Here is a 23,532-nt window from a genome sequence, read left to right on the forward strand (position 1 = left end):
CAGTGGTGCTATCTACAATGTAGATATCGTTGCCTGTACCACCGATTAGGGTATCTGTACCCGCACCACCGTCAAGGGTGTTATTAGCACCGTTACCAGTAATGACGTTATTACCTGCGTTACCTGTACCGTTAATTACTACTGCTCCTGTCAGTGTCAGGTTTTCAACGTTAGCAGCCACAATAGTGTAAGTAACACTAGATTGAATGGTATCTGTACCCTCGTTGGCATTTTCGGTAATTGTGTCAGTGGTGCTATCTACAATGTAGATATCGTTGCCTGTACCACCGATTAGGGTATCTGTACCCGCACCACCGTCAAGGGTGTTATTAGCACCGTTACCAGTAATGACGTTATTACCTGCGTTACCTGTACCGTTAATTACTACTGCTCCTGTCAGTGTCAGGTTTTCAACGTTAGCAGCCACAATAGTGTAAGTAACACTAGATTGAATGGTATCTGTACCCTCCTTGGCATTTTCGGTAATTGTGTCAGTGGTGCTATCTACAATGTAGATATCATCATCTGTACCACCGATTAGGGTATCTGTACCCGCACCACCGTCAAGGGTATCGTTACCTGCACCACCGTTGAGGGTGTTATTACCACTATTACCTGTGATGACGTTATTAGCTGCGTTACCCGTACCGTTAATTGCTGCTGTTCCTGTCAGTGTCAGGTTTTCAACGTTAGCAGCCACAATAGTGTAAGTAACACTAGATTGAATGGTATCTGTACCTTCCTCCAGTTCCTCGATAATAATGTCAGTTGTACTATCAACAACGTAGATATCATTACCATCTCCACCACTGAGGATATCAATACCAGCACCACCATCAAGGGTGTTATTAACTTCATTACCCGTAATGATGTTATTCCCAGCATTCCCTGTGCCATTGGCAGCCGTTCCTATCAGGGTCAGGTTTTCAATATTTGCAGAGGCAGTATAGTTAATGGTGGTGTAAACCGTATCCGTGCCTTCGTTGGCATTTTCAGTAGTGCTGTCACTGCTATTATCAACAAAGTAAGCATCATCGCCTAAACCACCAATCAAAGTATCAATACCCGCATCACCGTCAAGGACATTATCAGCCGCGTTACCTGTGATGATGTTATTAGCTGTGTTACCCGTACCGTTGGCGGCTGTTCCTGTCAGGATCAGGTTTTCGATATTGTCAGAGAGAGCATAATCAGCGGTGCTGTTAACTGTATCCGTGCCAGCGGAGGCATTTTCAGTAATGCTGTCACTGCTATCATCAACAAAGTAAATATCATCGCCTAAACCACCAATCAAAGCATCAATACCCTCACCCCCATTCAGGATGTCATTGCCTGCTCCACCATCAAGGGTATTATCAGCACCGTTACCCGTGAGGACGTTATTAGCTGCGTTACCTGTACCGTTAATGGCTGCTGTTCCTGTTAGAGTCAGATTTTCAACGTTGGTAGCAAGAGTAAAAGTGACACTAGATTGAATGATATCTGTACCTTCATTGACATTTTCAGTAACTATGTCAGTTATCCTATCCACAATATAGATATCATCACCCAAACCACCAATCAAATTATCATTACCTACTCCACCATCAAGGGTGTCATTACCTGCACCACCAGTCAGGGTATTATTAGCACCGTTACCCGTAAGGACGTTATTAGCTGCGTTACCTGTACCGTTAATGACTGCTGCTCCCGTTAAGGTCAGGTTTTCGATGTTGGTAGCAAGAGTCAAAGTAACACTAGATTGAATGGTATCTGTACCACCGCTGGTAAGTTCCGTAATGATATCAGTGGTGCTATCTACAATGTAGATATCATCACCAGAATCACCAATTAAGGTATCATTGCCAGCACCACCATCAAGGGTGTTATTAGCAATGTTACCAGTAATAACGTTATTAGCTGCGTTACCTGTACCGTTAATGGCTGCTGTTCCTGTTAGAGTCAGATTTTCAACGTTGGTTAGAGTAGCAAGAGTGAAACTAACACTAGATTGAATGGTATCTGTGCCACCGCTGGCATTTTCGGTAATGGTATCAGTTGTGCTATCTACGATGTAAATATCGTTGCCTGTACCACCAATTAAGGTATCAATACCCGCACCACCATCAAGGGTGTCGTTACCCGCACCACCATTGATGGTATTATTACCACTATTACCCGTGATGACGTTCTTAGCTGCGTTACCCGTACCGTTAATCGCTGTTGTTCCTGTGAGAGTCAGATTTTCGATGTTGGTCTTGGCAGCAATAGAGTAGGTGACACTGGATTGAATTGTGTCTGTACCTTCATTGGCATTTTCTGCAATAATGTCAGTGATACTATCAACAATGTAAATATCGTTGCCTGTACCACCAATTAAAGCATCAATACCCCCACCACCATCAAGGGTGTCGTTACCCGCACCACTATTGAGGGTGTTATTACCACTATTACCTGTAATGACGTTATTAGCTGCGTTACCTATACCGTTAATCGCTGTTGTTCCTGTTAAGGTCAGGTTTTCAATATTAGTCTTGGTGGCAATAGAGTAGGTGAGACTGGATTGAATTGTATCTGTACCCTCACTGATATTTTCCGTAATGGTGTCAGTGGCACTATCAACAATATAGATATCATCACCTAAACCACCAATTAAGGTATCTGTACCCGCACCACCATTGAGGGTGTCATTACCAGCACTACCATTGAGGGTGTCATTACCAGCATTACCAGAGAGTTGGTTATTTTGAGTATCACCAGTAATGGTGTCATTTTGACTTGTTCCTTGAACATTATCAAAATTGGTGACTGTGAATGTTCCCACTCCTGGTACACCATTGACAGTCAGTTGTTGTGTTTGTAAATTGACGTTGATAGAGGCTGCATTCCCCGCAGTAGACACATCAATGGTATTATTAACCGCACTGGCATCAGCAATAATTGTCTCTATTTGAATCAGTTGATCATTCCCTAGTCCACCACCTTTAGTGATGATTCCTGTTGGTGATAAGGTTATGCTTTGACCAAGTTGGCTATAGTCGGCTGTGTCACTATCTGCACCACCATTGAGGGTGTCATTACCAGCACTACCATTGAGGGTGTCATTACCAGCATTACCAGAGAGTTGGTTATTTTGAGTATCACCAGTAATGGTGTCATTTTGACTTGTTCCTTGAACATTATCAAAATTGGTGACTGTGAATGTTCCCACTCCTGGTACACCATTGACAGTCAGTTGTTGTGTTTGTAAATTGACATTGATAGAGGCTGCATTCCCCGCAGTAGACACATCAATGGTATTATTAACCGCACTGGCATCAGCAATAATTGTCTCTATTTGAATCAGTTGATCATTCCCTAGTCCACCACCTTTAGTGATGATTCCTGTTGGTGATAAGGTTATGCTTTGACCAAGTTGGCTATAGTCGGCTGTGTCACTATCTGCACCACCATTGAGGGTGTCATTACCAGCACTACCATTGAGGGTGTCATTACCTGTAGTACCGTGAAGATTGTTGTTGTTATTATCACTAGGAGACTTACCGAAATTTGAAATTGCCATGAAAATAACCCTGTGTATTGTGAATGGTTAGCTTTTCAGTAATCAAATATTATTCCTATATTTAGTCAAATATTAACAGATGTTGCACAAAAATATGATCAATTGTGGTCTGCCTATGTGATGCCAGATCTGTCCGTGTGTGATATATTAGTCTTGAGTTCAAGAAGGGTAGATCCTTGGAAAGTGGTGAAAGTCCTGATCTGAGAGTGCACAAGAGTTAGAATTAACCAACCGGCTCCTTTGTGCCAGGAAATCCTATAAATTAGACGAAATAAAACATTTTCAAGAGTAGCTAATCAAATCAGAACTCAAAAAAGGTAAAAGTAGTTTGGAACTCTATCTGATGATAGAAACCGTTGGGGTGCGGCTTGTAGTTAGCCCTGTAAGGTGTAAGTTCCTTTCCAAGCTAGAAATATTTGGACTATATTTTTAGTAACTATAGTCCTAACTTCTGAGTTCTTCCTAGTCCTGCACTGCAAATTTTATGGATTCCCATTTGCCACTGTGTCAAGCTATAGCCCATCGTATTATTACTAATTCCCCAAAAAGAATTACCTTTGCTGAATACATGGATATGGTGTTATATCATCCAGAATATGGCTATTATGCCAGTGATGCTGTAAAAATTGGATTTCGAGATGGTGACTTTTTCACATCTGCCAGTTTGGGATCTGATTTTGGGGAATTACTGACAAAGCAGTTTTATCAAATGTGGGAGATTTTAGATCAACCCATATCTTTTAATTTGGTAGAAATGGGAGCAGGACAAGGCATATTAGCCTCCCATATTCTCAACTATGCAAAGCAAGAATACCCAGACTTTTTTGCAGCGGTCAAATATATTATTGTTGAAAAATCACAAAGTTTAAAACAGGAACAACAACAACGGTTACAAGATTTTGCTGTAGATTGGTGTAACTTGGAAGAAATCACCCCCAATTCCATTACTGGCTGTTTCTTTTCTAATGAATTAGTGGATGCTTTTCCAGTCCATCAATTTATTTTAGACGGGGGGGAATTGCGGGAAATTTACGTTACTGTTGAGCAAAAACCGGAGGAAGAAAATTCTGCTTTACCTATATTTATTGAAATCATGGCAGAACCATCAACACCACAATTAGGGGAGTATTTTAAGTTGGTGGGAATTGATTTAAGCCAAAATACTTATGAAAATGGCTATCGCAGTGAAATTAATTTAGCGGCTTTGAAATGGTTGGGTATAGTAGCAGACTGCTTGCAACGCGGCTATGTGTTAACAATTGATTATGGCTACCCCGCACATCGTTATTATCACCCCAGACGAGATCAGGGAACTCTCCAATGCTACTACCAACATCGTCATCATGATCATCCTTATATCAATATTGGCAGACAAGATATCACCGCCCATGTTGACTTTACAGCCTTATCATCCTGGGGTGAAAGGTGCGGACTCAAAAAAGTTGGTTGGACGCAGCAAGGCTTATTTTTAATGGCATTGGGAATAGGTGAAAGATTAGCTGCTCTCTCTTTTCAACAGCAACCAATATCACAGTTGCTACAGCGAAGGGAAGGATTACACCAATTAATTAATCCAGGGGGATTAGGTAATTTTGGTGTTTTAGTCCAAAGTCGAGGACTAACTGCACAAGAGGCATCAAAACCACTGCTGGGATTAGTCGTACCAGAGTAGAGATTAAGGGGAAAGATTAAAAATCTCTTTAACAATTCTGTATCAGTCTTGTTTGCACTAGCATAACAGAGATGACATTCAAATCACAAATCTACCCCAGAGAAATAATTATGACTGCTCATGATCTGTTAGTGCTAGTAACTCTATTGTCCCCCGGCATCTTACTTTCTGTGATCATTATGGTGACTTTTGCCGCTGGAGGCTAGGCGATTTTGGATTTTAGATTTTAGATTTTGGATTTTGGATTTTATTTATCTAAAATCTAAAATTCAGATCACAACTGACAACTGACCACTGACTAAGGAACGTGAAACATGAAGGTGGCATTTCTGGGAACTGGATTGATGGGACTACCGATGGCTCAAAGGTTATTAGCAGCCAATATAGAGCTAATTGCCTATAATCGCACCCCAGAAAAATTAGAACCGCTACGGGCGGCAGGGGCGGAAATTGCGACAAAACCGAGGGAAGCCATCCGCGCTGCTGACTGTATAGTCCTAATGCTTTCTAACGCCGCAGCTATTTATCATGTCTTGCTGACAGATACCTCTTGGCATACTTTATCAGGACGCAGCATCATTCAAATGGGGACAATTACCCCCGTAGAAAGCCAAGAAATCAGAGATGCAGTAGTTGCGGCTGGAGGCGAATATATAGAAGCTCCTGTCCTCGGTAGTATTCCCGAAGCTAAAACTGGCAAATTAATCGTCATGGTAGGTGGAGAGGAGGAACAGTATCAACGTCATTTCCCACTCCTCCAACATTTTGGAGACAATCCTGTATACATAGGACCTGTGGGTACTGCTTCTACCCTCACCCTAGCACTCAATCAACTCATTGCTTCACTGACAACTAGCTTTGCTCTCAGTCTGGCTTTTATCCAGTTGCAAGGTATTGATGTTGATTTGTTTATGCAAATTCTGCGCGAAAGTAAACTTTATGCTCCCACCTTTGATCAAAATTTGCGCCGGATGTTAGATGGTAATTATAATAATGCTAACTTACCGACAAAACAACTGATCAAAGAAATAGATTTATTTATCTCTGAAGCTAAATCCTTGGGTTTGAATCTCAGCAGTATTGAGGGTGTAAGGCAAATCTTACACGCGACTATGAAAATGTCTTATCCAGAAGATGATTATTCATCCGTATTTCCAGCAATTCGGGAATGGGGTGAAGTCAGTGGGGGTTGAGGTAAGCTGTTACCCATCTAAATTTGATTATCTTCATCTGGTTAGATGTTGTGCTGCGGGCATTTTGCCCGCTAGAATCATACAAATTAAATACAGTGCAGGTTAATAGAGGAAGACCGACATTTTCGGGAATTAAATGTGCTTTTCCTATAATCCTTCCCACTAAAACGGGATATCATCAGGATCTGGTTCTGCTGTAACTCCTACAGGGGACGCAGACTGCACCGGTGTGGGTTGGTATGTCCGTTGAGTGGCTGTTACCTGGGGTTCATTTTTTTCAGCAGGGGCTGATGGGGGATAGTTTGATTCATAACTCGTCGGGCTGTAGGTTGGTTGCGCTACGGGAGTTACTGCTGCTGCTGGTGAACTGGTATAAGTACCTTGTCCGATGGCGTGAATCTTTTGCACTGTCAATTCTGCGCGTTTTTCCTTAAATCCTTCCGGGCGATCAATTGTATTCATGCCTAAGCGCCCTTCTATAATAACGCGATCGCCTTGATGATAACTTTGGTGAATCTCTTTTGCCAAGTTTCCCCAACCTACGACTTTTAAAGGATGAGTTGGATCATCTGGTTTTGTTCCTGGCACATGAACAATCATTTCTGTCACTTCTAACCCATCTGGTGTGTGACGCAGTTGAGGATTATCATAAATTTCCGCCATCAAAATACAACTGTTCATGACCTGCTCCTGATTTTCAATATTTTTTCTCGCGGTGAATTTAACTTGACGAGAAAATTTCAGCATAATTAATTACAGCATTTTTTATGTATTTATACCACACTCTGAATTAATCTACTCCTTCGCTTCTTCGCTCCTTTGGGTCTTGGCGCGAAACTTGGATTAAAATGCGGTTCATTTACCTAAAAATGGCTGTAAAACGATGATCATACTTACCGTTCCTGTGTCGGAGGCAATCATCATCTTTCTATATTACAAGAATTGCGCCTCAAAGCCCTCATAGCACGGTGTGGTGTCACTCCCAAATTCTCTCAGTAAGTCCTATATATTTATTCATACATTTACAACATAAAATTAATCTGTTTTAAATACAACTTTATTGATGCGTATATTTGCCCTTGATTTGGGAGGATTTACCCATTACGCGGCGAAAATAAAACCACCTTTGGGTATTATCCTGTAAGAATAGCAGAAGGTGTCACATAAATTTTATTTAAGTCCTATTTTTGTGTCATGCAATATTTAAAGTAAAAAAATTACAAGTTCTTCTTGATAAAAGCCGCTTTTTTTCAGTAATTTAACTAGTTGACAAGAAATCACAGTACAAATTAGATTTACAAATGTCCACAAAGCTTTACAAAACAACATAAAAATATGTCCACTATTACAGGAACATCAGCAGCAGACAACCTCCGGGGTACAACCAGTGATGATACTATCAATGGTTTAGGTGGTAATGATACCCTCAATGGTGGAGAAGGAAATGATCAGATTTTTGGTGATTTTACCTCTGCTATTACTGCTTCTATTTTCACCTATAATAGCAAATTTTACCTCTTGAGTAATGCAGGTACTTGGACACAAGCACAAGCACAAGCCGTTACTTTAGGTGGTAATCTTGTTACCGTTAATGATGCTGCGGAAAATCAATTTCTAGTTAACACCTTTGGTGGTAGGGAAGGTTTATGGATTGGTTTGACAGACGAGGTGACTGAAGGAACATTTAAATGGGCAAATGGAGAAGCTGTCACTTATACTAACTGGTCTCCAGGTCAACCTGATGATAGTGGTGGTATTCAAGACTATGCTTATATCAATTTTCAAAATCCCGGGAAATGGGATGATGCTGGCATAACTGTTAACTTCCGAGGAATTATCGAAATCGCTAACCCATCTAATGACACAATTATCGGTAGCACTGGCAACGATACAATTAATGGGGGTATTGGTCAAGACACAGCCGATTATAGTGCCATAGGTCAAGCCATTACCCTGAAACCAACAGGAGTAGTTACCAAAGGTACAGCAGGAACAGACCAACTGGTTGGTATAGAGAACATTATCGGTGCAACAGGTCAAATTAACATTATTGATGCTTCCACAGCCACTGGCACTGCTACCATTAATGCCAATTTAGCGACTAAATCCCTAGTTGTGAATACTGGTGATAGTGCTTTCCCGACTTTGTCCTTTTCCGTTCATAATTTTGTTAATGTTATTGGTACAGCCAATAATGACACAATTACTGGGAATGATGGCAATAATAACCTAGCAGGAGGCAACGGTAATGACATTTTAACCGGTAATGGTGGTAATGATACCCTCAATGGTGGAGAAGGAAATGATCAGATTTTTGGTGATGTTACCTCTGCTATTACTGCTCCCATTTTCACCTATAATGGCAAATTTTACCTCTTGAGTAATGCAGGTACTTGGACACAAGCACAAGCACAAGCCGTTACTTTAGGTGGTAATCTTGTTACCGTTAATGATGCTGCGGAAAGTGAATTTTTAGTTAACACCTTTGGTGGTACGGAAAGGTTATGGATTGGTTTGACAGACGAGGTGACTGAAGGAACATTTAAATGGGCAAATGGAGAAGCTGTCACTTATACTAACTGGTCTCCAGGTCAACCTGATAATGCCAATAACGAAGACTACGTAGAATTTAATCTTGGAGGAGCGGGAATATGGAACGATCTTCCCAATTCATTGCTATTATTACGAGGAATTATCGAAATCGCTAACTCTAATGACACAATTATCGGTAGCATAGGTGATGATACAATTAACGGTGGTTTAGGAAGCGATACAGTTAACTATAGCAGTCTTACGGAAGCAATTACCCTGTTAGCAGGTGGAATCGTTAATAAAGGCTCTTTTGGCACAGATACAATTGTAGACGTAGAAACTGTAATTGGTGCTACAGGTCAATCTAACACCATAGACGCATCCACTGGAATCGCTACCACCACATCCCTCAACGTCAATCTAGCCACTAATAACCTGATCATCAACGGATTACCAGCGCCGATTAATTCTATCACCTTAAACGTGCAGAATTTCCTAAATGTGGTTGGTACTACTCAAAACGATACCATCAAAGGTAATAATCTGGCTAACGAGTTAGTTGGAAATACTGGCAATGATACCATCCAGGGTAACGATGGAAATGATATTCTTGATGGTGGTGACGGTAATGATCAACTATTTGGTGGGAATAACGATGATCAACTATTTGGTGGCCTCGGTAATGATATTCTGCAAGGGGATAATGGAAATGATTTCCTCAACGGTGACTTAGGAAATGATACCCTCAGAGGTCTTGCTGGTGATGATATCCTTGATGGTGGTGTCGGTAATGATAGCTTGTTAGGTGGTGTTGGTAACGATATTCTCTTTGGTGATTTTGGTGATGATATTCTCAATGCAGAGGCAGGTAATGATTTAGTATTTGGAGATGATGGTAATGATCGGTTGTATGGTGGTGATGGATTAGATGAATTAAACGGGGGTATAGGCAAGGATTTCCTTTATGGAGGCAATAATAATGATACCCTCTTCGGAAATGATGATAATGACACCCTCTGGGGTGAAGCTGGAAATGACATTCTCAATGGTGGTAAAGGCAATGATATTTTGGTAGGAGGAGCAAACAATGATGTTTTTGTAATTGCACTAAGTAATGGTGCTGATATCGTTCAAGACTTCCAAGATGGATTGGACCGCATTGGCTTAAGTGGGGGTTTACTATTTAGTCAATTGACAATTTTAGGAACTGGTACTAATACTGTGATCAGGAATACGAGCAGTGGTGAAATTTTCGCTACTTTGCAAAATGTTAGTCCTGGGTTTATTAATAACACTGATTTTACTGTAGTCTAAGTTAGTACCATATTTTCTGGTTATAAACCGCAGCTACACAAATAAAACCCATAAAGATGGGTTTTATAATTTTAATTTCTCATTAGTCCAAACAGGTGGTAACAGAGTTTGTGTAGTCGTCGTTTATAATCGCAAGAAGTAAAATAGTCCATGTTCTCACATTAATCTATTAAATTGACACTCCCCGCCCTATAGAGGGACGGGAATTCTTGCTTCAATGAGTAACCTTGCTCAAACTTGTTACCAAGTCTGGTCTGATTCTTTTGATTTGCTTAATCTGGTAAAAATGTAAATCCCAAGTTCCAATTAACTTTAGCTGACCAATTCCACATTTATCTGTAAAGTTAATGTGTTTTCGGTAATCTAATAGTTTCCATCCACTTGTTTTATATTCAACTGAACGGTTATTTTTTTGAAATCTGGGATAACCCTTCTTACCTGGAACTTTTGCCTTACAATTATCAAAAAATCTTTTAATTGCAAAAGCTGTTCTTTCTGCTGCACTCTGTCTAGCCATTGAGTTTAATTTATCTGCAAAATCAAATTCATTAGCTAAGACCGCAGTGTATTTATTCAGGTCGTAATATTTAACATTATGATTGTCCATCCAAAAGCGCAAGCACTTATTACGGATGAATTGGGTTATCCGTATAGCCTCATCAATTTTTTGATATTGCTGCTTTGTGCCTTTGGCTTTAAATTCAAAAACAATCATCTTCTATTCCCTACCCCGACCTATTTTGAGTCTAACATTCTTGAGGAAATCCACCAAACTCTAAGATTGGTAAAAATGAAACTACTCTCTTTCACGATTAAGTTGCGCTTAGTATAGCGTGGACGGTGTTTAATTTTTACCCGCCTTACATCCCCACCCTGTAGAGGGATGGGGTATTACGGCGTTTTCTGATAAATTAAATAAATTAAATTGCTTTTACCTCACTTACTTTTCCCATACTAGATGTATAAACATAAGTTACAAGTTATTTATTCTGACGAGTTTCTAGACCACAAAACTGGAATCTACCACCCAGAAAAACCAGCCCGGTTAACAGCCATAGTTGATGCTTTAAAAACTGCGAGTTTTGCGGAAAAGATTACCTGGAAACTACCTACACCAGTTATATCAAAACCGTCTTTAATGTCTTGCATAGAAAGTGTTCATTCCACAACTTATATTAACAAAGTTAAAAATATCGCTGCTAACGGTGGTGGTTATTTAGACAGAGATACCCCCGTTTCTCCCCGTAGTTATGATGTCGCTTTGTTAGCGGTCAGTGCTTGGTTGGATGCAGTTGATATAGTTCTTAATACAGCAGATCCCGCTTTTGTCTTAGCGCGTCCACCTGGACATCATGCGGTCAGTGATACGGGTATGGGTTTTTGTTTATTTTCTAATGCTGCAATCGCAGCCTTTTACGCTTTACAACAACCAGGAATTAAGCGTGTTGCTATCCTAGATTGGGACGTACATCACGGTAATGGTACGGAAGCAATAGTCGAAACTCACCCACAAATTGCTTATATTTCCCTTCACCAATATCCAGCTTATCCTGGTACAGGGGATGCTTCTCAACAAGGTTTACACAATAATGTGTTAAATTTACCTATTTCTCCTGGTAGTGATATTACTGTCTATCAACCCCTATGGGAAAACCATATATTACCATTTTTAAATAATTTTTCCCCAGATTTACTGATTGTCAGCGCTGGTTATGATGCTAATGCTAATGATCCTTTAGCAAGTGTGAATTTACAACCAGAGGATTTTAGTTTATTTACAGAATACTGTTTGAGTATAACCAGAAAAATTATGTTTGGTTTAGAAGGAGGTTATGATTTACCAAGTCTTGCTAAATCAGTAATTGCTACTATTCAAACCTGTATTAGTTAGTCTTTTTTAGTAACTCCATATTCCACTAAATTTAAGACTTCACTACCTAGAGAATAACAATGTGTAAATATAGGAATAATATTTGATTTTTGATAGCTTGCGTGGCGTAGCCATACAAGACTCAGTAGGTATCAATTCTCTCTTTCTTCCTGTGTTCCCTGTTCCCTGTTCCCAGTTAAGAGTTCCCTGACCACACAAATAAATTCACAGAATCAAACCGGATTCCTATAGTTAAAATTTATCAAAATTATCAAATCTTTCGTAATAAAACTTTGTCATCATGTCCTGAAAGAGCTAAAGTTTTGTTAAGATATAATTACTGGGAATTTCATAAAAAGTACCAGTAGCTATCTAAAGTTCAGAAGGTGAACAAATGACCACCTATATTTTTTTTGACCAAGCACTCCAGATGCTAACCACTGCTTTTTTCGCATCAATAATTATACTAACGACATTTTCTAGTATAGGTTTAGCAGTGATTGAAACAATTGAAAAAACGCGAGACAGCTAAAAATACGCTTCAAACTAGGGACAGGTGTGAAAAGTCTGATAGTATTTAGTTTCATAGCCGAAATCTGATCTACAACCTGTCACCATAAACATAATCATCTGCGTTTATCTGCGTTTATCTGCATTTATCTGCGTTTAATTCTGAATTTTTGTACCTCACCAGAAAGTAATTTCATTTTTGAAACCCACCCAGGTGGGTTTTGTCTATTGAGAAGTGTTTTCTAACCCCTAACTGAGATTCTCACAGACAGATAACGAGAAATTCATAGCACCATAGAACTAAACAGAAACTAAGCGACGCAAAGACTCAGCCCGACGTTTAGCAACGGCGTTATTAGGTGCTAATTTGAGAGTAGCTTCATACATTTCTAAAGCTTGAGCATTCAATTTTTTCTTCTCATAAGCGTGTCCGAGATTATTTAGGGCTGATATATAATCTGGGTTCAATTTGATAGCTTCTTTATACTGACGAATTGCTAAATCATATTGTTCTTGAGCAAAATAAACATATCCCAAGCCGTTGTAAATAGGAGCGATAGATTCTTCTCCCTCTTCTTCGGCTGCTTTTAGAGCTTTTTGAAATAGGACTATGGCTTGGCTAAATACTTTTTTTTCTGAATAAATACTAGCTAATTCATAATATTCTTGAGCAGTGCCTTTTTCTTTAGTTAATTTGTTTTTTAACTTGTTCAGGGAGCTTTCAAGTTTCCGAGTTTTGAATACTTGACGAAAAACACTCACACCAGCAAATGCGAGTAAACCAACAAAAGTTGAAAGATAAATGATGACTAAATTGTTATCCATTTTCTACAAATACTGATTAAATTAAAATGTGTTAGGTCATAGATATCCGACTTCTTGAAGAAGTTAGGGATCTTAATTGATTAATTACTACAATCCCCAATATTCTATCCTTTCTTTGAGCCAACCTGTAACTGTATAACGGGCTATGGCTTCATTCACTTTACGTCTTAATTCATCATATTGCAATCCTTTGGGCATAACTACAGATAATGGTTCTGCTGATAATTTAGTTGCTAGTATATGATATTGAGGATATGCTTGCACCCAACCACTAAGAACGCTAAAATCCGCAGCAAAACCATCTACTTGATTATTTTCTATTTTTTCCCACCCTTGTCCGTAGGAATTGACAGCGACTAATTGAGCCGATGGTGTAAAATATTTTAAGTAAGAAATAGTGCTAGAGTGGTTAAGAACCGCTATTTTCCTGTTTCCTACATCTTTTAATTCTTGAATAGATGTATTTTTTGTAGCTATTGCCGCACCATTATAATAGTAGGGAACACTGAAGCTAACAAGGCGAGAACGTGATGCTGTTGCTGTCACCCCAGCGATAGCTAAATCAACTTGCTGATTAAATACTACAGGTAAGCGATCGCTATTAGCTACTGGTTGCAATTTCACAGCGTCGGCTTTCCCTAATAAATCACTGGCTAAACGTTTGGCTAAATCAATTTCTAACCCCTGTAAATTGCCTTGATTATCCCTAAAACCTAGAGGACGGAGATTATCCTTAACTGCTAGATTTAGATAGCCTCGCTGCTGAATTTCCGCCATTGTTCCCGCAGATACAGTCAAGTCGCCACCTAAAAAAAATAGGCAAACCATCAATAACAAGGTAGCGGATAATACCAGATGTAACTTCTTCATCATTGCCCAGGGTTTTACTCCAATTAAAAACTGCAAAAAACTTCTTAATTTTTAATTTTCAATTTTCCGAGGTGGCCATTTGTTACATCCGTTATTCATCCGTTGCCACCTTTATCCGTTAACCGATTGTGCCAATTCTGCAATTTTAGCAAAACTTGCCGGATCAAGAATTGCCAATTGCGCCAACATTTTGCGGTTTAGTTCCACATTGGCCTTTTTCAAATTTCCAATTAAACGGCTGTAGCTTAAACCGTGTTGTCTGGAAGCCGCATTAATACGTGCTATCCACAGACGACGAAAATCACGCTTTTTCTTTTTGCGATCGCGGTAAGCGCTTCTTAGCGCCTTCATTACCTGTTGATTAGCAGTTCTAAACAAAGTGGAATGAGAACCACGAAAACCTTTAGCTAATTTGAGAATTTTATTGCGGCGTTTACGAGCTACATTACCGCGTTTTACCCGAGTCATATCTTAGTACCTGTGTCTTTTACAAATATGGAAGCATTAAGCGCACGTTCTCTTCGTCCCGTTCATGAACAACTGCCATTTTTGACATATTGCTCTTCTTGCTAGAAGATTTATGTTCTAATAAGTGGTTTTTGAAAGGTTTACGGCGGACAATTTTACCGCTACCAGTGGCGCGGAATCTCTTGGCCGCAGCCTTGCGAGTCTTTAGTTTAGGCATGAGATGGCTTTAATTCAACACAATCTACTATTATATACGAGAAAAGCCAAATTGTATGTCCCATTGGCAATATCGGCAAGGATTCCCAAAATATTTTACTTCAGGACTTGACAAGGCAAAAATTTTAGTTTACACTAATGTTATGAGTAGAAATCCGTCCGCCCATATATAGTAAATTTTTCAACTATTTACAACAACTATTTACAAAATGAAGTGCAGAATATGGGATATATAGTAAATTTTTCAAAAATTAGCATGGGTTCAGCACTGCTAAACCCTAAATCAATCAAGTCTTTTAATCCAGTTTCAAGACTAAATTGGATTGTCTCTCGGATTTACCAATCTTAATAATTTCTGCTTGATTTGTGCGTCGAAAACTTCCCATTTCATTTTGGCATAAGCTGAATTTTCATTACTACCTGATAAAAAACCCATGGGAATTTCAAAGCCTCCCGCACCAGTTCTTCCTCCACCAAAAAATCTCCCGGCGCTATCTTGGCCAAAGGCTTCTTTGATAAATTCATCAGGATCTAGGGTCAGTTTTGTCGTCCTCAAAGAACCTATAATTACTTCTAGTTCGTCGTCTTCATCATGAACTATTCCATACACTACCGCAGTATGAACATTTTCTTCGGTAACTAAAAAATCAGCGGCTTGAGGAATTGCGTCCCGATCATCATACCGCAAGTAACCAACACCAGCTATGGAAAAATTATTTTGAACAATTCGGTTTTTAAGCGATCGCTCAATCACATCCATTACACGCTTAGAACGATTTGCTTGTAAAATAGCATTTAGTAACTGAGCATCATAAAATCTGCTCAAATACCCAGCAGCCATAAAATCTTCTTCTTGGGCTTGCATTAACCTATTTGTATCCGATCTTAACCCGTGCATTAAGGCTGTAGCACATTTGATGTGCTGGTTAATACTATTATCTAAGGTTAATAATCCTGATTGTAAGTATTGAGTAAAAATTGTCGCCGTAGCCCGCACGTAGGGACGAACATCCATAAATTCGGATTTGAGATCCCCCTGCAAGCTATGATGATCTACTAGCACTATCAAGGGAATTCCCGCTTGTTGAATTGCTGGTAATAATTGAGATGTAGTTCCCTGGTTGTCAATTAACACGAAACCGTGATAACATGACAAATCTTTATTTTTCAGGGTTTGCATTGTCCAGCGTTGAGCAGGTAAATTAGTTAACTTAACTAAAGCAATATTTTCTTGATGGCTTAAAGTTCCTGCGTAAATAATATCACATTTGATATCATACTGTTGGGCAATTAATTGATATGACCAGGCACAAGAAAGAGCGTCAGGATCAGGAAAATCCTGTAAAACCACTAATTGACGTTCATGGCGGTGTCCTAGCAAGGTTTTTTGCAACTCTTCCGATTTCTGAGACGCTAAAGAACTGCCACGCTGAACTAAATAGATACCACTATCACTATTAGCAGGTGATAAAGATGTCCGGGCTAAAGGTGGAGGTTCAATAATCTCTTTCTCTGTTTCTGCTTCCTCTGGATTTGGATCTTTAGCTAACAATAAGTTCTCAATTTGAGAAGCTGGATAATTCGCGTACATAGGGAACTGTATTTCTAAACGTTGAAGGTGGTGTTATCCATTTAGATATAATCCAAGCAATAATGCGCTGCTAAAGCTACATGAGACTTGTCCATAATCTAAAGTTAATTGTTGGTACTATCTAAAGTTGTTTATTTTTTGCTATTAACACAAGTCAAGAAGCACCTATAAATACCAAAAATCAAGCAAGCCTCTCCTTTTAGCATCTATTTGACTTCTTGATTTCAAGACTTGTCCAAACAAATATGCAGATTTTTATGAAAATTAGATAATTATCTTGAACATTTATTTGACTTGTGTTATGATCATTATCCTGTGTTCAAATTTGTTTCTCAATTTCTTTGGTGGCTTGGTGGCAAATCATTTACTCATAATTGTAGCAAATTATCAGTTAAGAACAAAACCTCCCTCTATATCCCTTCTTAAAGGATATAACTCCAATCATTGAAAAACAAGTAATTTACGACGCAGCGGACATGAAAATATCAGCTTATGGCAATTTTACCCTAAGCTGGTTAGCACTAACCCAAAACTGGCAAAAATTCCACTTGTAGCCACTGTTTGAGAGTCAAACAGTTATATCCACAAGTGAACTTTGACCTGAGTTTTTGTAGTTGATTATATATAATGTCAAAGGCCTATTACGTATTTTTGCCACTCTTGGTGCAGTCCACTTTTCAGATGTTTTGTTACCTCAAAGTAAAGACTGCTATAAGGTTGGCGAGGTAAATGACGCAAAGGCATCCGTGCTTCTTGGGGTGTCCGACTGCCTTTTTTGACATTGCAGCATACACAAGCAGCAACAATGTTTTCCCAAGTGTCACCCCCCCCTCGTGATCTCGGTATCACATGATCAAGTGTCAACTTATCTCCTGTGTAACCACAGTATTGACAAGTGTGTCCATCACGATGCAGGATATTCCGACGGGTCAAAGGAACTTCCATATAAGGAACACGGACATAGTGGCGCAACCGGATCACGGTTGGCTGCGGAAAGTCAGTGTAAAGGAACTTACCATTGTATTCTAAGCGTTCAGCTTTGCCTTTCATCAACAACACGGTGGCTCGTCGCCAACTGGTGATGTTGAGCGGTTCGTAAGAGGCGTTCAGGACTAAAACCTTCCCCATGAATCTGCGCTCAAGGTATTAGTTTTACATATACTAACACAAATACACTTTCTTGGGGATAGGAAAAGAATTTATACTTTTATTCTCAACTCAGATCCCCGACTTCTTCAAGCAGTAGGGGATTTTGTGGTCACTATTTTCTCAAATTTAAAAAAAATCGCAATAAAGAAGTATTTAGGGGTTGACATTTGATTTTAAATTTGTTATGATAAAATTGATAAGGAAGAACTATCATAAAATAATATTGAAGAAAAATTGTTGAATATGCGGACACACTAATATTACTCACGCCACCGTCTTGTATAAATTACCGGATAAAAGTTAAACTTCCTGATTAAATTGATATAGCTTCTAGGGGATGGGAGAAGCTTTTCGGTGGTGTGATAGGAGTGGAGTCTAATGTTAAATCGCAAACAAACCCCAATTTTTACTGATCATCAGGAACGTGATGCTTATGCTTGGTTTTCTCAGCGGGCTTGGGTAGAAATTGATTTGGGGGCTTTGTCTAATAATGTCAAGGAGTTGGTAAAGTTTTTATCTCCATGTACTCAACTAATGGCAGTTGTCAAAGCTGATGCCTATGGACATGGAGCAGTAGCAGTTGCTAAAACTGTATTAGAAGCTGGTGCTAGTTGGTTGGGTGTAGCGACTGTTCCCGAAGGTATTCAATTACGTGAAGATGGTATTCAAGCCCCAATTTTAATTTTAGGGGCAACCAACACACCAGAACAAATTCAGGCGATCGCTTATTGGCAACTTCAGCCTACACTGTGTAGTCCTAAGCAAGCTTTAGAGTTTTCTAATGTATTAGAAGATATTAATTATAATTTACCCTTGCCTGTACATATTAAACTGGATACGGGAATGTCCAGATTAGGCACGAATTGGCAAGAAGCAGTAGAGTTTATCCAGTTAGTGCAAGGATTACCCCATTTGTATATTACTAGTATTTATTCTCATCTGGCAACAGCAGATAGTCCTGATACTAGGGTGATGACAGAACAGCATAGACGATTTGAAAAAGTAATAGCACTCATCAAAGCTAAAGGTCTCAAAATTCCTACTTTACATTTAGCTAACTCAGCGGCTACTCTCACAGATGCGGGATTACACTATGATATGGTGCGCGTAGGTTTAGCAATTTATGGGCTGTATCCTGCTATTCACTTACAAAATCAAATCAAACTTAAACCTGTTTTACAAGTTAAAGCTAGAGTTACCCAAGTTAAAACTATAACTGCGGGGACTGGAGTTAGTTATGGTCATCATTTTATTGCTGCTGAGGAAATGCGGCTGGCGGTAGTTGGTATTGGTTATGCTGATGGTGTACCTCGTAGTCTTTCTAACAAAATGCAAGTATTAATCCGTGGACAGCGTGTGCCGCAAATTGGCGCAATCACAATGGATCAAATGATGTTAGATGTAAGTTCTATACCGGATTTACAAGAGGGGGAAGTGGTTACATTGTTGGGAGAACAGGGAAAAGAGCAAATATCGGCTGATAATTGGGCAAATTGCCTAAATACCATTTCTTGGGAAATTCTGTGCGGCTTTAAGCATCGTCTACCTCGCGTAACTCTTGTATAAACGGAAATATGCGGATAAGTTACTAATCCCCCATATCTCAAGTTTAAATTTTAAATCAATCTTAAATAAATTTAAAATTTTTACCTATTGTCATAAATGATTTGTTATGCTAGAATCATAAGATGATAACGCGGATATGGCGAAATTGGCAGACGCGCTAGATTTAGGTTCTAGTTCCGAAAGGAGTGAAGGTTCAAGTCCTTTTATCCGCATTTTTTAAGTGTTATATAACACATACACGAGTCTATGGCTTGAATTATTGCTTTCTTCAATAGCATCATGGGAGTAGTTTTCATTTACTAAGCTTATTCCCAGCGGTAAGTAGTATAAAGTGGGCATTGCCCAGCCTACGTATATTTCAAAAATCGGCGTTGCTGATTTGAGGTATGAAAATAATTTTTGATGATTTAAAAATCCTTGTAGATTAGAGACGTGACCTGGGTAGGGATTCTCGTCTCTACACCTAAATTCATACCTGGTTTCAGCAACGCCCAAAAATCAAATATGAGTCCTATATATATTTTCAATTGCTTGAAATATCAGATTATTGTCTATAATTAACCGCTTTCCTATCTCTGGAAATTGTTGCTGAAGATGGTTTTTCAATAACTTACTATCACCACCAGTTATGATAATTTGACTATCAGGAAATAACCCCCACCAAGCCTCAATAAAATCTTTTATCCCACTTAATAAAGTGTAAATTACTCCACTTTGAATTGCCTGGGATGTATTCATCGCAAATCGTGGTGGTAAATTGGTCATTAAACTAGTTTCTAATAATGGTAATTGTCCCGTTTTTTGTCCTAAACTGCTCAATTGTAACCCCAAACCCGGTAAAATTGCTCCCCCTAGTAAGCATTTATCACCGTCTACACCTGTAAAAGTTAATGCTGTACCGCCATCAATTACTAATGTGGGAAATCCCCAAGTTATTCCTGCACCCCATAACGCTAAAGCGCGATCAATTCCTAATGTCGGGTACATTCTCTGTAATGGTACATCTGCTAAAGTAATTAGACGTAAATAGGGGTAAATTTGCCAAAGTGCGGTTTGCTGGGGAACAACAGAGGCAAAAATCACAGGTACAGGATAATCTGGGGAAATAGGAAAAATATCCCCAGGTAAAGAAATCACTCTCAGCCAATTATCTAATGTTGGAAATTGGGCTAATTGTTGGATAATAGATGCAGATGGATGAAATGTATTCCCAGTTAAGTATAGGGTTTTATCTATGAATAATCCCCAATGAACACGGGAATTACCAATTATTAATGCTAAGGAAAGATGCTGTTGATTTTTTGCAGGAGAATGATTTGCCAATGTTTTAATTTTCTTAACTGAACTATAGGTTTTTTAATATTAATTAATAATAAACCTGTGCCACAATAGGAGAAAGGCATAAATACTCAATTTATTAAGGAGGGGCGTTATGGTATTGCTCACGGAAAAGTTAAAAAAGCGTTTGACCATAAATACCATAGATATCAGTGAAAATACCACGGCGATTCGCTCTTTAGACTGGGACAGAGATCGCTTTGATATTGAGTTTGGTTTGCAAAATGGCACAACATACAACTCTTTTCTAATTCGTGGTGAGAAAATAGCCCTAGTTGATACCTCCCATGAAAAATTTCGCCAACTTTATTTTGATACCCTCACTGGTTTAATTAATCCCCAAGATATTGACTATTTGATTGTCAGTCACACTGAACCAGATCACAGTGGACTAGTAAAAGATTTATTACAAATCGCTCCTAATATAACCGTTGTTGCGTCAAAAGTGGCAATTCAGTTTTTAGAAGATTTGGTACACCAACCATTTAAGCGTAAAATTGTGAAAAATGGCGATCGCTTGGAATTAGGCAATGGCCATGAATTAGAATTTGTCATTGCTCCGAATTTACACTGGCCTGATACCATTTTCACCTTCGACCACAAAACCCAAATTCTCTACACCTGCGACGCTTTCGGGTTACATTACTGCTCAGAAAGTACCTTTGATGACGACTTAGCAGCCATAGAAGCCGACTTTAAATATTATTATGATTGTTTGATGGGACCAAATGCCCGTTCTGTCTTGTCCGCAATGAAGCGTATGGCAGAATTAAAAACAATTCGCATAATTGCCACCGGTCACGGACCATTATTGTACCACAATGTGGAAGAATTGACAAGCCGTTATCGCCACTGGAGTCAAGGACAAACCAAAGCGGAAACCCCTGTAGGCATATTTTACGTCTCCGAGTACGGTTTTGGCGATCGCATTGCCCAATCTATAGCCAATGGGATTACAAAAACCGGTGTAGCTGTCGAAATAGTAGATTTAGCCAGCGTTAACGAATTACAAGAACTGCGGGAACTAGTAGGACGTTGTACAGGTTTAGTGGTGGGAATGCCTCCAGTATCAGGTAATTCTAACATTCAAGCTGCCCTCAGCACCGTTTTAGGTTCAGCCAAAGAAAAACAAGCCATTGGTATTTTTGAAACCGGTGGAGGAGATGATGAACCTACCTATCCCCTGTTAAATAAATTCCGGGCTTTAGGGTTGCACGTATCTTTTCCCGTAATTGAAATTCGGGAAACACCCACAGCCAACACCTATAAAAAGTGTGAAGAAGCGGGTACAGACTTAGGACAATGGGTGACAAGAGATAAAAGCATCAAAACCATGAAATCTCTTGCGGCTGATTTAGACAAAGCTTTAGGCCGAATTAGCGGCGGTTTATATATTATCACAGCCAAAAAAGACGACGTATCCAGCGCCATGTTAGCTTCCTGGGTAAGTCAAGCCAGCTTTAAACCCCTGGGTTTTTCCATTGCAGTCGCTAAAGATCGGGCGATAGAATCACTGATGCAAGTAGGCGATCGCTTCGTTCTCAATATACTCGAAGAAGGCAACTATCAACCCTTAATGAAACATTTCTTAAAAAGATTTGCTCCCGGTGCAGATCGTTTTCAAGGAGTGAAAACCCAACCGGCGGAAAATGGCGCACCTATACTTACAGATGCCCTAGCTTACGTAGAATGTGAAGTAGTCAGCCGCATGGATTGTGGTGATCATTGGGCAGTATACAGCACAGCTTACGCTGGTAGAGTATCAAATCCCGATGCCATGACAGCCGTACACCACCGGAAAGTCGGGAATCATTATTAGAACCCCACCCCTAGCCCCTCCCCGCAAGCGAGGAGGGGGACAAGAAAGAAACAGATTTATGTTCAGATATCTTTGATTTTATTCAACTGTTGGCTCATGAATCAATCCAGAATCAACCGACTCTGCTAACATCTTCACCCCTAGCCCCTCCCCGCAAGCGAGGAGGGGGACAAGAAAGAAACAGATTTATGTTCAGATATCTTTGATTTTATTCAACTGTTGGCTCAAATCAATCCAGAATCAACCGACTCTGCTAACATCTTCACCCCTAGCCCCTCCCCGCAAGCGAGGAGGGGGACAAGAAAGAAACAGATTTCTATTCAGATATCTTTGATTTTACTGAACTGTTGGCTCAAATCAATCCAGAATCAACCGACTCTGCTAACATCTTCTGAGCCGAGCGCTGCTGCAACCTTCTCCGCAACATCAAAGCACCAAAGACAATTGCCATACCTGCTGGTGCGGCATCAGTCTCAAAGGGAACAGGAGTCGCATCAATTGAAAAACTGCTAAACGCGCCTAGATCATCGGTCGCTTCGTCTTGGACATTTAATGTCCAAGTGCCATTGAGTGGACTGCCATTGAAAGCACTTAATGGCTGAAAACTGGCATAGGTGGCAGATGGCAATGGATCAATGTCTTGATCGTACCAATTGGCCCCAGTATTGGCAAAGGTGTAGTTGCCATTAAGATCAAAATTACTATTGGTAAACTCTTGCTCATCGGTATAATATGAACCAAATAGTTGCACTGTGGTTGTGCCATTAGAAAGAAAGGCTCTCAAATCGTTATAGTAACTATGGGTAAACCCAGAAATGGTCACGGAGTTAAAGCTACTGATATTGGGTTGACCAGAGATATTGATTGATGCTGTTACCCCAGTTGCATTGCCATCTGGAATATTGTAAAAACCAGTTGGACTGGTGAAAGTAATCGCCTCTGCCGCACTAGAAAGAGCTAGAATGCTTACCAGGGAAGCAACTACCCCCCCCATTTTTGAACGTTAGTGTTGATCATGATGTCCTTTGTTTCTTATGTTTTTAACTTCCTCATATGTA

At 39.6% G+C, this 23,532-nt stretch carries 16 protein-coding genes, 1 tRNA gene and 1 pseudogene; 7 read left to right on the forward strand and 11 right to left on the reverse strand.

The window, feature by feature from the left end; genetic code table 11:
- Positions 1-3,541 (reverse strand): calcium-binding protein (locus tag H6G25_RS17610; protein ID WP_190393610.1); only part of this gene is annotated, 3,541 nt, incomplete at its 3' end.
- Positions 3,542-4,025: 484 nt separating this feature from the next.
- Here H6G25_RS17610 and H6G25_RS17615 point away from each other — a divergent pair.
- The gene (locus H6G25_RS17615; RefSeq protein ID WP_190393611.1) at positions 4,026-5,213 is read left to right on the forward strand and encodes a class I SAM-dependent methyltransferase; all 1,188 of its coding nucleotides are present in this window, start codon (positions 4,026-4,028) and stop codon (positions 5,211-5,213) included.
- Between the two features lie 314 nt (positions 5,214-5,527).
- Positions 5,528-6,406 carry an NAD(P)-dependent oxidoreductase gene (locus tag H6G25_RS17620; protein WP_190393612.1) on the forward strand — a complete coding sequence of 293 codons (879 nt, stop codon included), beginning with the start codon at positions 5,528-5,530 and terminating at the stop codon, positions 6,404-6,406.
- A gap of 162 nt (positions 6,407-6,568) precedes the next feature.
- Here H6G25_RS17620 and H6G25_RS17625 read toward each other — a convergent pair whose 3' ends face one another.
- Positions 6,569-7,087: a single-stranded DNA-binding protein gene (locus tag H6G25_RS17625; protein ID WP_190393638.1), complete on the reverse strand. Its 519-nt coding sequence runs from the start codon at positions 7,085-7,087 to the stop codon at positions 6,569-6,571.
- A 654-nt stretch (positions 7,088-7,741) separates the two neighbouring features.
- On the opposite strand from H6G25_RS17625, the gene H6G25_RS21575 reads away from it, so the two are divergent.
- On the forward strand, positions 7,742-10,252 hold the full coding sequence (locus H6G25_RS21575) for a lectin-like protein (protein WP_190393613.1): 2,511 nt from the start codon (positions 7,742-7,744) through the stop codon (positions 10,250-10,252).
- 253 nt (positions 10,253-10,505) lie between these two features.
- Here the strand turns inward: H6G25_RS21575 and H6G25_RS17635 are convergent.
- Positions 10,506-10,967, reverse strand: a pseudogene (locus H6G25_RS17635) (RNA-guided endonuclease TnpB family protein); the annotation flags it as partial.
- Positions 10,968-11,210: 243 nt separating this feature from the next.
- Between H6G25_RS17635 and H6G25_RS17640 the strand changes: the two are divergent.
- On the forward strand, positions 11,211-12,143 hold the full coding sequence (locus tag H6G25_RS17640) for a histone deacetylase (RefSeq protein ID WP_190393614.1): 933 nt from the start codon (positions 11,211-11,213) through the stop codon (positions 12,141-12,143).
- A gap of 789 nt (positions 12,144-12,932) precedes the next feature.
- Here H6G25_RS17640 and H6G25_RS17645 read toward each other — a convergent pair.
- The 6 genes from H6G25_RS17645 to H6G25_RS17670 all read right to left on the reverse strand — a co-directional run bounded on the left by H6G25_RS17645 (position 12,933) and on the right by H6G25_RS17670 (position 17,730).
- Positions 12,933-13,457, reverse strand: a complete 525-nt coding sequence (locus tag H6G25_RS17645; protein ID WP_028090713.1) for a tetratricopeptide repeat protein — start codon at positions 13,455-13,457, stop codon at positions 12,933-12,935.
- A gap of 87 nt (positions 13,458-13,544) precedes the next feature.
- Positions 13,545-14,330 carry a transporter substrate-binding domain-containing protein gene (locus H6G25_RS17650; RefSeq protein WP_190393639.1) on the reverse strand — a complete coding sequence of 262 codons (786 nt, stop codon included), beginning with the start codon at positions 14,328-14,330 and terminating at the stop codon, positions 13,545-13,547.
- A 108-nt stretch (positions 14,331-14,438) separates the two neighbouring features.
- Complete coding sequence (rplT, locus tag H6G25_RS17655) at positions 14,439-14,795, reverse strand: 50S ribosomal protein L20 (protein WP_028090711.1); 357 nt, start codon at positions 14,793-14,795, stop codon at positions 14,439-14,441.
- Positions 14,796-14,814: 19 nt separating this feature from the next.
- Positions 14,815-15,012, reverse strand: coding sequence for a 50S ribosomal protein L35 (gene rpmI / locus H6G25_RS17660; RefSeq protein ID WP_028090710.1), 198 nt, complete (start codon positions 15,010-15,012; stop codon positions 14,815-14,817).
- 312 nt (positions 15,013-15,324) lie between these two features.
- Positions 15,325-16,602 carry a bifunctional oligoribonuclease/PAP phosphatase NrnA gene (locus H6G25_RS17665; RefSeq protein ID WP_190393615.1) on the reverse strand — a complete coding sequence of 426 codons (1,278 nt, stop codon included), beginning with the start codon at positions 16,600-16,602 and terminating at the stop codon, positions 15,325-15,327.
- A gap of 630 nt (positions 16,603-17,232) precedes the next feature.
- Entirely contained in the window at positions 17,233-17,730 is a 498-nt protein-coding gene (locus H6G25_RS17670) for an HNH endonuclease (protein WP_028085093.1), read from the reverse strand.
- 399 nt (positions 17,731-18,129) lie between these two features.
- Here H6G25_RS17670 and alr point away from each other — a divergent pair, with 399 nt between their 5' ends.
- Both alr and H6G25_RS17680 read left to right on the forward strand, forming a co-directional pair.
- Complete coding sequence (gene alr / locus H6G25_RS17675) at positions 18,130-19,317, forward strand: alanine racemase (RefSeq protein ID WP_190393616.1); 1,188 nt, start codon at positions 18,130-18,132, stop codon at positions 19,315-19,317.
- A 130-nt stretch (positions 19,318-19,447) separates the two neighbouring features.
- A tRNA-Leu gene (locus tag H6G25_RS17680) sits at positions 19,448-19,529 on the forward strand.
- Between the two features lie 286 nt (positions 19,530-19,815).
- Here the strand turns inward: H6G25_RS17680 and H6G25_RS17685 are convergent.
- Complete coding sequence (locus H6G25_RS17685; RefSeq protein WP_190393617.1) at positions 19,816-20,640, reverse strand: pantothenate kinase; 825 nt, start codon at positions 20,638-20,640, stop codon at positions 19,816-19,818.
- 109 nt (positions 20,641-20,749) lie between these two features.
- Here H6G25_RS17685 and H6G25_RS17690 point away from each other — a divergent pair, with 109 nt between their 5' ends.
- Positions 20,750-22,474 (forward strand): diflavin flavoprotein, encoded by a 1,725-nt coding sequence (locus tag H6G25_RS17690; RefSeq protein ID WP_190393618.1) that lies wholly within the window; start codon positions 20,750-20,752, stop codon positions 22,472-22,474.
- A 352-nt stretch (positions 22,475-22,826) separates the two neighbouring features.
- Here the strand turns inward: H6G25_RS17690 and H6G25_RS17695 are convergent, their stop codons facing one another.
- Positions 22,827-23,468 carry a proprotein convertase P-domain-containing protein gene (locus H6G25_RS17695; RefSeq protein WP_190393619.1) on the reverse strand — a complete coding sequence of 214 codons (642 nt, stop codon included), beginning with the start codon at positions 23,466-23,468 and terminating at the stop codon, positions 22,827-22,829.
- Positions 23,469-23,532: the final 64 nt, after the last annotated feature.

The sequence above is a fragment of the Dolichospermum sp. FACHB-1091 genome (genome assembly GCF_014697585.1).
Classification (GTDB): domain Bacteria; phylum Cyanobacteriota; class Cyanobacteriia; order Cyanobacteriales; family Nostocaceae; genus Dolichospermum.